Source organism: Lentzea sp. JNUCC 0626 (genome assembly GCF_043632865.1).
GTDB lineage: Bacteria > Actinomycetota > Actinomycetes > Mycobacteriales > Pseudonocardiaceae > Lentzea.
Map to the genome: position 1 here is coordinate 1566242 of NZ_CP171635.1, position 12338 is coordinate 1578579.

Here is a 12338-nt window from a genome sequence, read left to right on the forward strand (position 1 = left end):
CTCAGCGGTGTGTTCCCGCGTCGCCGAGGACCCACGGTCCCCGAGGGAGTTGAGTGGGCAGCGGTTGGCCGCGATCGGCCCGCAGGATCGTGTAGAGCGAGCGGATCTCGGCGAGCCGTTGCGTCGCGGTCACCGCCGGGCCCGTCGGCGTCCAGGGGGAACGAGCCCGGCCGAGGATGAGTTCGGCGAAGCTGTGGGCGATGCCGGCGTGCCCGTGCGTGCCGGGGTGGACGCGGTCGATCGACCACATGCGCGGCGCGTGAGTGCGTTCGTCGTGCCACAGATCGTGCATGATCGCGTCGTGCTCGGCCGCGATCGTGCGCACGTGGTCGTTGACCACCTCGAACCGCGAGCGCGTCGCCTGGTGCAGGCGTGCGGGTCCCGGCCAGCGGCGGGTGATGTCCGGCAGGGTCGCCATGACCACGCGGGTGCCGGTGTCGCACAGGGCCGCCACCGTCCGCCGCAGCACGCGGCCCACCTCGGCGCCGTCGAACCCGTGCCGGTCGAAGGCGTCGTTGGCGCCGACCATGACGCTGGCCAGATCGGGTTTGAGCCGCAACGCCTGCTCGAGCTGGTGCTCCAGCACGTGCTGGGCGTGCCATCCGCGCACGGCAAGGTTGTCGTAGCGCAGTCCGGGCCACGCGTGATCGAGCTCGCCGGCCAGGACGTCGGCCCAGCCGCGCAGCGTGCCGTCGAGCCGGGGGTCGCCGACCCCTTCGGTGAGGCTGTCGCCGAGCGCCACGAACCGCCGCACCGGCTGAGTACCGTAAACCATATCCAGCACGGTAGCCGAACCCCTCGGCACGTCGCACGACAGCGGTTCTCGCGGACGCCGGCCGTCCGGCCGTGTGACACAGTGCGCGCATGCAGCAGCGCCGCGCGCACGATCCGACCGAGGACGCGGACCCGCCGTGGAACCGCGACGCGTGGCTCCTGGAACCGGACGCGGTCCAACGAGCGCTCGACGTGCTCGTGCCGCGCAGCGCCGGGCAGGTCGTGCGGGAGGCGTTCTACGGCACCCGGCGCTTCGACGACTTCCGCCGCCACACCGGCCTGACGCCGGGTGTGCTGTCCGCACGCCTGCGCGACCTGACCGACCAGGGCATCCTGACCAAGGTCGCCTACCACGACACCGGATCACGCGGCCGCCACGAGTACCGCCTCACCGACAAGGGCCGGGACCTGGCCACCGCGATCATCAGCCTGCTGACCTGGTCCGACCGCTGGCTTCCGGCCCCCGGCGGCCCGACCGTCGTGCTCGCCCACCGCGGCTGCGGCGCACCGATCCGAACCGAGGTGCGCTGCGCTCACGACCACCTCGTGGATAGCCTCGGCGACATCCAGGCTGCCCCCGGCCCCGGCGCGAGACACCGCGTCGACTGAGAGCTCGACTCGGCGCAGCAGCCACGTGCCATGAATCTGGTGCACAAAGATCGCTATTGCTTCAGTGTTGACCAAATTGAATGCCCAAGCGGTTCTGCCGCCCAGCGCATCCAGCCGACTCACACACGGCACCGACCGGACGGTCCCAGCGGTTCGAACTTCCCACGTGCACGTCGGCGACTGACTCCGGTGTGCGGCACCGCAGGTGGGCCCGGCTGGAGCGGGATCTCGTGGCAGCGGAGACCCGACGGAGAACTCGGCTCGCGCGAAGTCGAAGGTGGCCGATGGACGGCTCCGCCCAGTAGCGTCAGCCCGTGCCAGAAGAGGGTGAGGTCATCGCCGGGCGGTACCGGCTGGTCTCGTCGATCGGGCGAGGATCCATGGGGGTGGTCTGGCAGGCCCGCGACGAGCAGCTGGATCGCATGGTCGCGGTCAAGCTGCTCACCACGGACCGGCGGTCCCCGGACGCGGTGGCGCAGATGTTGCGCGAGGGCCGGGTCGCCGGTCGGTTGCGGCACCCGCACGCGATCAGCGTGTACGAGGTCGTCGAGCACGACGGCAAGCCCTGTCTGGTGCTGGAGCACCTGCCGTCCCGCAGCCTCGCGGCGCTGATCGCCGAACGAGGCGCGCTGGCGCCGGGCGTGGTCGCGGCCGTGGGCAGGCAGGTCGCCGCCGCACTGGCGGCGGCGCACGCGGAGGGCATCGTGCACCGGGACGTCTCGACGTCCAACGTCCTGCTGGCCGAGGACGGCATCGCGAAGATCACCGACTTCGGCATCGCCCGCGCGGTCGGCGAGGGCACGGTGACCGACGCCCGCCTGATCGTCGGCACGCCTGCCTTCCTGGCGCCGGAGGTGGCGGCGGGTGAGCCGGCGACGTTCGCCTCGGACGTGTTCTCCCTCGGCGCGACCCTCTACACGGCGCTGGAGGGCACGCCGCCGTTCGGTGTGGACGACAACCCCTACGCGCTGCTGCAGCGCGTGGTCCGGGGAGAGTTCGAGCCGCCACGGGTAGGTGGCCCGCTCAGCGAGGTGCTTCAGCGCCTCCTGCGTCGTGACGTGGCCCAGCGCCCGACGATGGCCGAGGCCCACAAGCTGCTCGCGGCGGTCGCGGAGGGACTGCCGCTGCCCGCCGGGCCACCGAAGAGCGGGACGCGGATGCTGCGCGTCCGCCGCCACCTGCCACGCCGGGTGATCGCGATGGTCGCCGGTGCGGCCGTCCTGGTCGCCGCCGGTGTGGTGATCGGCACCGTCGTGCAGGGCGATCGGCCCAGCAGCAGCGCCCAGACCAACACCACGACGACGACAACGGCCGCGACCGCCTGCGTTGCCCGCTACGAGGTGACCAACTCGTGGCCGGGCGGCTACCAGGTCGAGGTGACCGTGGGCAACACCAGCGCAGACGGCCTGACCGGCTGGACCATCACGTGGCAGCAGGCCGCGGGCCACACCATCGGCAACCTGTGGAACGGCACCCTGACCCAGAACGCGACCGCGGTGACCGTCACCAACGCCGGCTACAACGCAGTGCTCGCTGCCGGGGGAACCACCTCGTTCGGGTTCGTCTCCGCCGGTCCCGAACCTGATCGCCCGGCCGTGACCTGCTCCAGCGGCACCTGAAACGTCACATCTCCGCGGCTCCGGCCCTGATCGCGTCGCGGATCCGCGGGTAGGTGCCGCACCGGCAGATGTTGCGGATGCCGTCGAGGTCGGCGTCCGTGATCGAACGCCCCTCGGCCGCCACCGCGCGGACCAGGGCGACCGCGGCCATGATCTGGCCCGGCTGGCAGTAGCCGCACTGCGCCACGTCGTGCTCGAGCCACGCCCGTTGCATCGGGTGCAGGTCGGTGCCGGCGAGTCCTTCGATGGTGGTCACCTCGTCGTCCGGCACCAGGTCGCCGACGGGGATGGAGCAGGGGCTGACGGCCTGGCCGTTGAGGTGGCTGGTGCACGCCTTGCACACGTTGATGCCGCAGCCGTACTTCGGGCCGGTGACGCCCAGGAGGTCGCGCAGGACCCACAGCAGTCGCACGTCGTCGGGTGCGGTGACGGTGACCTGTTCGCCGTTGAGGCGGAAGGTGTGTGCTGGCAACGGGTTCTCCTACCTCACGAGGCCGTCGGTGGGGGACTGCGGGATCGGTGGCACGGTCGGCTTGGGGGTGAAGGACAGGGTGGCGTGGTTGATCGGGAAGGTGGTCGGCGTGGTGCCCGTGGCCCGGCCGTAGGCGCAGGCGACGGCGGCCATCGACGCGGCCACGCCCAGTTCGCCGGCACCGCCCGGTCTGTCCGTTGTGGACGGCATGACGAAGATCCGCACCACCGGCGGTGTGTTCCACTGGCGGGTGTAGAAGTAGTTGTCCCAGCTGGCTTCCAGGAAGTGGCCGTCGCGCAGGTGCAGGCTCGAGGTGAGCGTCTGCGCGATGCCGTCCATCAGTGCGCCCATCATCTGGGCTTCCAGGCCGCGCGGGTTCACCGTCAGGCCGACGTCCACGGCGACGAACGCCTTGGTGACGCGGGGTCCGGTCACGCCGTCGCGGATCGGGCGCCGCACGGTCTCCGGCCGGCAGTCGATCTCCACGAGCACCGCGGAGAAGGCGTGGTACTCGCCGTGGAACGCGATGCCCTGGGCAGTGCCGGCGGGCATGGCACGGCCCCAGCCGCCTTCGGTGGCGACCTTCGTCAGCACCGCACGCGCCCGGTCGTCGCGCAGGAAGCCGAGGCGGAACCGGAGAGGGTCCTGGTTCAGCCGGGCGGCCAGCCTGTCGACGATCAGTTCGCGAGCGCAGACGACGTCGGGGGAGTAGACGTTGCGCATGCTGCCGGTGTTGAAGCCCTTGTCCGTCTCGGCGAGCAGGTGGGTGGCGGCGCCGAAGTTGTAGGGCATGGACTGGGAGAGGTGGAAGAACGTCTGGGAGAAGCCGATGTCCCCGACCGGCAGTCGCGCGGCCATGGCCGTGAACAGCTCGCCCAGTCCGTGACCGAGGTCGGTGCTGACGCCGGTGTGCCGTTGGGCGTAGCTGAGCACGGTGTTGCCCACATAGGACACGCGGACTCGTGAGGTCGCCATCGGGTGCGTGCGGCCCTGGCGCGTGTCGTCGGCGCGGTGCCACAGGAGTTTGACGGGCTTGCCGACCTTCTGCGAGACCTCGGCGGCCTCCAGCGCCGCGTCGAAGAAGAGCTTGCGCCCGAACGAACCGCCGCCCTCCGTCACGTGCACGGTGACCGCGCCCGGTGGCAGGCCGAGCCGGGCGGCGATCAGTTTCTGGGCGACGATCGGTGCCTTCAGCGACGACCAGATCTCCGCCCGGCCGGGGCGCACGTCGGCGATGGCGCAGTTGGGTTCCAGGGCGCTGTTGCCGCGGAAGTGGAAGGTGAACCTGCCTTCCACGGTGGGAGTAAAGGGTGGCGGGCCGAGCGGGAGTTCGGCCGCGCGGAGTTCCGCCAGCACGGTGTCGTCGGATTTTCCTTCGGCCGTCCCGGGTTTCCACGACACCCGCAGTGCGCGCACGGCGTCGATGCACTGTCCGAACGTCGACGCTCGCACCGCCACCCCGGTCGAGACGGTGACGACGTCGGTGACGCCCGGCAGCGCGCGGACCTCGGCGAGGTTGAGGACCGAGCCGACCCTGCCGTTGATCGTCGGTGGCCGGCAGAGCATCGTCGGCAGCGCTCCGGGCACGGCGAGGTCCATGGTGAACTTCTTGCGCCCGGTGACCGCCGCCAGTGCGTCCACGCGGTTGTGCGGCTTGCCGATGACGGTGCAGTTCTCCCGTGCCTTCAACGTCACGGCGACCTGCTGCGGTCGCGCGCTGGCGGCTCTTCCCGCCAGCGCGCCGATGCCGATGCTGCGGCCGGCACCGGTGACGATCCCGTTCGCCAGCACCAGTTCTCGGGTGCCGAGCTCGGCCGCGGCGGCCTCCAGCAGGCGGAACCGTGCGGTCGCGGCGGCGACGCGAATCGGGGTGTAGGTGGAGATGGTCGTGTTCGAGGCGCCGGTGAGCTGGTTGAACAGCAGTTCGGGGCGGGCATCGGCCAGCGAGACGCGGACGCGGTCCGGTGACACGTCCAGCTCCTCGGCGATGAGCATGGCCGTCGAGGTGGTGATGCCCTGGCCGACCTCGGCCCGCGGCAGTGCGAACGACACGGTGCCGTCGGCGCCGACCTCGACGGTGATGAGGCCGGACGTCGGCAGTGCCGCCGCGGTCATCACGTCGTTGAGGTCGACCAGCCGGGTGAGGTCCGGCGAGGGGATCTCCTCCTCGCCGGACCCGAACCTGGCCGCGGTGACCAGCGTCGGTGCCGCCAGCACGTATCCGAGGAAGTGACGTCGCCTCACGAGGGCCGGTTCATGTCGGGGATCTCGATGGAGATGCGCCGTCCCTCGGCGAAGAACAGCAGCACGAACCGGCGGATGACCTCCTCGAGCGTCCAGGCGGCCTCCGGGATGAGCGGCAACGGGATCAGGTGCTCGCGGAACGCCACCAGCCTCGGCCACGCGGCGCCGATCAACGCCTCCCAGAACGGCTCACGGCTCAGGCCGATCCAGTTGCCGACGCGATCGCCGACCGTGTACCGGGAGAACGCGCTGATCATCGGCCGGGTCAGGCCGCCGTCGACCTCCGCCACGATGTCGAGCAGGTCGTTCGCGAGCGCCACCCCTTCCCGAGTGGGACCCAGTGTCGGGTCGAGCAGTTGCCGCGACTGCTCGTTGGCGGCGGCCCACGTCGCCGGGATGTACTCGTCGCGGATGCCGAGCATGTGCGCGGTCACCTGCCACACGTGCAGGTAGGCGGCTGAGTCGGCCGGACTGATCCGGACGCCCCACTCCAGCATCTTGCGCATCACGAACGTCGGCAGGCTGTGCCACGTGACGAGCATGTCCGCCAGGCTGATCGGGATCGTCTGGCCGCCGCTCCCGCCCGACCAGCCGGGTGACTGGGGCAGCAGGTGCCGCACGGCCGCGTGCACCATGCGGGTCTTCACCGCGGTCACGATCATCTCGCCCTGCGGCTGGTAGGCGTCCAGGTCACCGACGTCGTAACCGAGCTTCGCGGTCTTGGCCACGCGGTCCTTCATGTCCGCGCCGCCCTTGGAGTAGTAGACGGCACGGGCCTCCTTGGGAATGGCCGTGCTCATCAGGCCGCTGCCGAGTCCATAGAGGACACCGACGTAGATGCCCTTGGTGCGGTTGAACTGTGCAGCGGCGTCGAGCTTGCGCGGGTCGGCCCAGGTGGGCAGTTGGCGTGCGTGCTCGATGAAGTCGCGCACGTCCGACGGCATCCCGGCGGGCACCGGCTGGTCGTTGCGGGTCCACGCGCGCAACGCCTGGTTGACGCGCGGGGTGTCGCCGCGGTCGATCACCGACGCGAGCAGCGCGTCCGCCTCGTCGTCCCACACCCAGTTCGGGTCGGTGCCGGTCCCCGAGCCCGCGAGAGATCCGCTGGGGGACCACGTCCACAGCGACTTGGCGCTGGCGGGCGACGCCAGGCAGAGCGCGCCGAGCGTCCCGCCCGCGACCAACATGCTGCGCCTGCTGATTTCGTTCATGACAGGGAACTCCTCGTCGAGTCCACGTGCTCAGGAAGGCCGGTTGGTGTCGGGGATCTCGATGTGCGTTTCCTTCCCCTTGGTGAGGAAGAACATGATGTAGCGGCGCGCGGCCTCGTCGAGGGTCCAGGCGAGCTGCGGCACCAGCGGCAACGGGATGAGCTTTTCGCGGAAGCCCACGAGCTTCGGCCAGATCGTGGCGATCGTCGGGTCCCAGAACGGTTCGCGGGAGATGCCGTCCCAGTCCGCGATCCGGTCGCCCACCAGGTACCGGGCCAGCGCGTTCACCATCGGACGGCTGATGCTCGCGGGGCTGGTCTGCTCGGCGAGCTGGCCCAGCAGGATGTCGGTCAGCTCCACGCCTTCACGCGTCGGGCCGAGCACCGGGTCGAGCAGTTGCCTCGACTGCGCGTTGGCCGCGTCCCACGTGCCGGGGATGTACTCGTCGCGGATGCCGAGCAGATGCGCGGTCACCTGCCACACGTGCAGGTACGCCGTGGACTCGGACGGGGTGATCGGGACCCGCCACTCCAGCATCTTGCGCATCGCGTAGGTCGGCAGCGTGTGCCAGGTGACGAGCATGTCCGCGAGGCTGATCGGGATCGTCTGGCCGCCGCTCGTGCCGGACCAGCCGGGTGACTGCGGGAGCAGGTGCCGGACGGCCGCGTGCACCATCCGCGTCTTGACCGACTCGACGATGATGGAGCCGCTCGGCCGGTACGCGTCGAGGTCGCCGACGGCGAAGCCGAGCCGGCTGGTCTTGGCGACGCGGTCCTCCATGTCGGCGCCGCCCTTGGAGTAGTACACGGCACGGGCCTCACGGGGGATCGCCGTGCTCAACATGCCGCCGCCGACACCGTTGAGCAGGTTGAGGTAGAAGCCCCTGCTGACGTTGAACCGCGCCGCGACGTCGAGCTTGCCCTGGTCGGCCCACACGGGGAGCTGCCGTGCGCGTTCCATGAAGTCGCGCACGTCGGCCGGAAGGCCGGTGGGCAGCGGCTGGTCGTTGCGGGTCCAGGTCCGCAGGATCGGGTTGATCCTCGGGACGTCGCCGCGGTCGATCACCGCCGCGAGCAGCTGGTCGGCTTCGTCGTCCCACACCCAGTTCGGGTCCGCGCCCGGACCGGAGCCCGCCACCGAACCGGCGGGCTCCCAGGACCACGGTGTTCGCGCCAGCGCGGGAGAGGCCATGCCGAGCGCCCCGAGTGCTCCGAGCGTGCCGCCCGCGATCAACATGTTCCGCCTGCTGAGTCCGTCCATCGCAGGGAAGTCCTCCTCGACTTCGATGTCGGGTTGATACAATGAAACAAGTTCAGTATCTCTGTATCATGGGAGCACGGGAGCGGTCATGATCGCCAGAGGTCGACAGGGGTAATGGCAGTGGAACCTGTACCGTCGGTCGCCATGAGTTCTCCTGACGCCCCTTCGGTTCTGGAGCTGGCGTTCAGCGACGCGGTCGAGGGCGCGGACTCCGACGACGAGGTCACCACGCGCCTGCTCGACGCCGCGTACGAGCAGTTCCGCCGCAAGGGCATCAAGAGGTCGAGCGTGGCGGACGTGGCGAAGCTCGCCGGCCTGTCGCGGATCACCGTCTACCGCCGATTCGCCACCAAGGACGCGTTGGTGCAGCAGGTGGTGCGCCGGGAGTTCCGGCGCTACTTCGACCAGTTCATCGTCGACGTCCAGGGCGCCGAGACCGTGGCGGACCGGGTCGTGGTCGGGTTCGTGAGTTCGTTGCGCGCCATCCGCGACAACCCGCTCATCGGCGGCCTGATGGAGGTCGAACCGGACGCGGTGGTGCCGTCGATGACCGGTGACGAGGGCCGGACCCTCGCCGCCGTGCGGGAGTTCGTCGCGAGCAGGCTGCGCTGGGAGCAGCACGCGGGCACCGTCGCCGAGGCCGTCGACGTGGACGTGGTGGCGGAGATGATGGTCCGGATCTCCGCCTCCTTCCTGGTCATTCCCAGCCACGTCATCGACCTCGACGACGACGAGCAGCTACGCGCGGTGGCCCGGCGGTACCTGGTGCCGATGCTCGACCCTCACTCGTAGCGCTCGCCCTTCTCCGCCTTCTCGACCAGTGAGGCCGGCGGGTCGAACCTGTCGCCGTACGCGGCGGCCAGTTCCCTCGCACGGGCGACGAATCCGGGCAGACCGCCCGGATAGCCGTTGACGTACTGCAGAACTCCGCCGGTCCAGGCCGGGAAGCCGATGCCGAGGATCGACCCGATGTTGGCGTCGGGCACGGACCGCAGCACCCCCTCGTCCAGGCACCGGATCGAGTCGAGCGACTCGGCGAACAGCATCCGCTCCTTCATGTCCTCGAACGGGATCTCGCGCCCTGCCACGGTGAAGTGCTCCTGGAGACCCGGCCACAGCCCGGTGCGCTTCCCGTCGGCGTAGGAGTAGAAGCCCGCGCCGCTCGACCTTCCGCCCCGGCCGAATTCGTCGATCATGCGGTCGACGACGGCCTCGGCGCCGTGCGCGTGCCACTGCCCGCCCTCGGCCAGCACCGCCGCCCTGGTCTCCTCGCGGATCTTGCGCGGCAACGTGAGCGTGAGTTCGTCCAGCAGCCGCAACGGTGGCGCCGGGTAGCCCGCCTGGGACCCGGCCTGCTCGATCGACGCGGGGTGCAGGCCCTCGCCGAGCATCGCCACCGCCTCGTCGATGAACCGGCCGATCACGCGGCTGGTGAAGAAACCCCGGCTGTCGTTGACGACGATGGGCGTCTTGCCGATCTGCCGGGCGAGGTCGACGGCCTTCGCGATGGTCTGCTCGCTGGTCTTCGCGCCGACGACGATCTCCAGCAACGGCATCTTGTCGACGGGCGAGAAGAAGTGCAGGCCGATGAAGTCCTCGGGGCGTTGAACACCCTCGGCCAGCGTCGTGATCGGCAACGTCGACGTGTTGGACCCCAGCACCGCGTCCGGCGCGACGACGTCCTCGATCTCGGCGAACACCTTCCGCTTCACCTCGGGGTCCTCGAACACCGCCTCGATCACCAGGTCGCAGCCCGCGAGGTCGGCGGCGTCGGCGGTCGGCGTGATGCGCGCGAACGCCTCGGGTGTCCTCGCGGAGTACTGCCTGCCCTTCTCCGCCGCGTCGAGCGAGACGTCCTTGAGCACGACGTCGATGCCTGCCTTGGCACAGGAGTAGGCGATGCCGGCGCCCATCATGCCCGCGCCCAGCACGGCGACCTTGTACGTGACGTGCCGCGGGTGGCCGAGTGGGCGGTTGCCGCCGGAGTTGACGTGCTGCAGGTCGTAGAAGAACGCCTGCATCATGTTCTTCGCGACCTGACCGGTCATCAGCTCGACGAGGTAGCTCGTCTCGACCTTCTCGCCGGACGCGAAGTCGAGCTGCGCGCTCTCGACGGCGGCGGCAAGGATGTTGCGCGGTGCGGGCAGGTTCGCGCCCTTGAGCTGCTTGCGCAGGTTCGCCGGGAACGCCGGAAGGGTCGCCGCGACCTTCGGGTTCGTTGGCGCACCACCGGGGATCCGGTAGCCGGCGACGTCCCACGGCTGCTTCGCGTCCGGGTTGGCCAGCACCCACTCCCTGGCCTTCGCGAGCATTTCCGCTGGCGTGTCAGCGAGTTCGTGGACCAGTCCCTTGGTGAGTGCTTTCGCCGGGCGGTACCGGGTGCCGGTCAGCAGCACGTCCATCAGCGCGGTCTGGAGCCCGAGGAGTCGGACGGTCCGGCTGACCCCGCCGCAGCCCGGCAGCAGGCCCAGGGTGACCTCCGGCAGTCCGATGCGGCTGTCCGCGGAGTCCAGCGCGACGCGGTGGTGGCAGGCGAGCGCGATCTCGTAACCGCCGCCGAGCGCGCTGCCGTTCATCGCGGCGGCGACCGGCCTGCCGAACGTCTCCAGCCGGCGCAGCTGGGACTTGAGCACCCGGCACACCTCGCTGATCTCGGCGGCGTTCTCCGGTTCGGCCTTGCTCATGAAACCGACGTCGCCGCCCGCGAAGAAGCTCGCCTTGGCGGAGGTGAGCACGACACCGGTGATCGTCGCGCGCTCGGCCTCCAGCCGGGTGACGGTGGTCTCCATCGAGTCCACGTAGGACTGGTTCATCGTGTTGACGGGCTGGTCGGGGTCGTCCATGGTCAGCACCACGACGCCGTCGGAGCCCTGTTCCCAGTGGATCACGGTGTTCTCCTCGGGGTCGTCAGAGTCGTTCGATGACGGTGGCGATGCCGATGCCGCCACCGGCGCAGAGGCTGACCACGGCCCGGCGGGCGTCGCGGCGTTCGAGCTCGTCGACGACGGTGCCGACCAGCATCGCCCCGGTGGCGCCGAGCGGGTGGCCCATGGCGATCGCACCGCCGTTGACGTTGACCTTCTCCCACGGCAGGCCGAGGTCCTTGACGTACTTGAGGACCACGGAGGCGAAGGCCTCGTTGATCTCGAACAGGTCGATGTCGTCGACGGTCAGGCCGGCGAGGGCGAGTGCCTTGCGGGTGGCCGGGGCGGGACCGGTGAGCATGATCGTCGGGTCGGCCCCGCTGACCGCGGTGGCCACGATCCGGGCGCGGGGCGTGAGTCCGTGCTCCACCCCCGCCTGCTCCGAGCCGACCAGGACCAGTGCGGCGCCGTCCACGACGCCCGACGAGTTGCCGGGCGTGTGGACGTGCTCGATCCGCTCGACCCAGTGGTACTTCTGCAGGGCGACCGCGTCGAACCCGCCCATCTCGCCGACGCCGGCGAACGAGGGCTTCAACTCGCCCAGCGCCGCCTCCGTCGTGCCGGGGCGGGGGTGTTCGTCCTGCGTCAGGACGATGACGCCGTTGCGGTCCTTCACCGGCACCACGGACTTCGCGAAGTAGCCCCCGGTCCACGCCTGCGCGGCCAGCAGTTGCGACCGGACGGCGTACTCGTCGACGTGGTGCCGGGTGAAGCCCTCGATCGTCGCGATGAGGTCCGCGCTGATGCCCTGCGGGACGAAGTACGTGTCGTAGGCCGTTTCCGGGTCGGCGGCCATCGCCCCGCCGTCGCTGCCCATGGGAACGCGGGACATCGACTCGACGCCGCCCGCGAGCACCAGCCGGTCCCAGCCCGACCGGATCTTCTGCGCCGCCGTGTTCACCGCTTCCAGGCCCGAGGCGCAGAACCGGTTGAGCTGCACGCCGGCCGTGGTGTCGGGCAGTCCGGCCGCGAGCGCCGCGGCCTTCGCGAGGTTCATGCCCTGGTCTCCGACCGGGGTCACGACGCCGAGGAGCAGGTCGTCGAGCCGGGCGGGGTCGAGGTTCGGGTGGCGCAGCCGCAGTTCGTCGATCAGGCCGGTCACCAGCGACACCGGTTTGACGTGGTGCAGCGCGCCGCCGCGGCCCTTGCCGCGCGGGGTGCGGAGAGCGTCGTAGATGAATGCTTCGGTCACAGGGTCCTCACGCTTCCTCTTCGCCGCGGCGGG

At 70.4% G+C, this 12338-nt stretch carries 10 protein-coding genes; 3 read left to right on the forward strand and 7 right to left on the reverse strand.

What is annotated here, in order from left to right:
- Window position 1: 1 nt before the first annotated feature.
- A complete protein-coding gene (locus JNUCC0626_RS07105; RefSeq protein ID WP_394618860.1) occupies window positions 2-775 on the reverse strand; it encodes an SGNH/GDSL hydrolase family protein in 774 nt (257 codons plus the stop codon).
- A gap of 89 nt (window positions 776-864) precedes the next feature.
- On the opposite strand from JNUCC0626_RS07105, the gene JNUCC0626_RS07110 reads away from it, so the two are divergent.
- Window positions 865-1383, forward strand: a complete 519-nt coding sequence (locus tag JNUCC0626_RS07110) for a winged helix-turn-helix transcriptional regulator (protein WP_394618861.1) — start codon at window positions 865-867, stop codon at window positions 1381-1383.
- A gap of 314 nt (window positions 1384-1697) precedes the next feature.
- Window positions 1698-3002, forward strand: a complete 1305-nt coding sequence (locus tag JNUCC0626_RS07115) for a protein kinase domain-containing protein (RefSeq protein ID WP_394618862.1) — start codon at window positions 1698-1700, stop codon at window positions 3000-3002.
- 4 nt (window positions 3003-3006) lie between these two features.
- Here the strand turns inward: JNUCC0626_RS07115 and JNUCC0626_RS07120 are convergent, their stop codons facing one another.
- From JNUCC0626_RS07120 to JNUCC0626_RS07135, 4 genes are read right to left on the reverse strand one after another with little or no spacing between them, the layout of a single operon-like run.
- Complete coding sequence (locus tag JNUCC0626_RS07120) at window positions 3007-3474, reverse strand: (2Fe-2S)-binding protein (protein ID WP_394618863.1); 468 nt, start codon at window positions 3472-3474, stop codon at window positions 3007-3009.
- A gap of 9 nt (window positions 3475-3483) precedes the next feature.
- Window positions 3484-5718, reverse strand: a complete 2235-nt coding sequence (locus JNUCC0626_RS07125; protein WP_394618864.1) for a molybdopterin cofactor-binding domain-containing protein — start codon at window positions 5716-5718, stop codon at window positions 3484-3486.
- The gene (locus tag JNUCC0626_RS07130) at window positions 5715-6929 is read right to left on the reverse strand and encodes an oxygenase MpaB family protein (RefSeq protein WP_394618865.1); all 1215 of its coding nucleotides are present in this window, start codon (window positions 6927-6929) and stop codon (window positions 5715-5717) included. Before JNUCC0626_RS07130 ends, JNUCC0626_RS07125 begins: the two co-directional genes overlap by 4 nt.
- A 30-nt stretch (window positions 6930-6959) precedes the next feature.
- On the reverse strand, window positions 6960-8189 hold the full coding sequence (locus tag JNUCC0626_RS07135; protein ID WP_394618866.1) for an oxygenase MpaB family protein: 1230 nt from the start codon (window positions 8187-8189) through the stop codon (window positions 6960-6962).
- A gap of 144 nt (window positions 8190-8333) precedes the next feature.
- Between JNUCC0626_RS07135 and JNUCC0626_RS07140 the strand changes: the two genes are divergently transcribed.
- Window positions 8334-8981: a TetR/AcrR family transcriptional regulator gene (locus tag JNUCC0626_RS07140; protein WP_394618867.1), complete on the forward strand. Its 648-nt coding sequence runs from the start codon at window positions 8334-8336 to the stop codon at window positions 8979-8981.
- On the opposite strand, the gene JNUCC0626_RS07145 is transcribed toward JNUCC0626_RS07140, so the two are convergent.
- A complete protein-coding gene (locus JNUCC0626_RS07145) occupies window positions 8972-11077 on the reverse strand; it encodes a 3-hydroxyacyl-CoA dehydrogenase NAD-binding domain-containing protein (protein ID WP_394618868.1) in 2106 nt (701 codons plus the stop codon). The genes JNUCC0626_RS07140 and JNUCC0626_RS07145 overlap by 10 nt on opposite strands.
- Window positions 11078-11096: 19 nt before the next feature.
- Window positions 11097-12305: an acetyl-CoA C-acetyltransferase gene (locus JNUCC0626_RS07150; protein WP_394618869.1), complete on the reverse strand. Its 1209-nt coding sequence runs from the start codon at window positions 12303-12305 to the stop codon at window positions 11097-11099.
- Window positions 12306-12338: the final 33 nt, after the last annotated feature.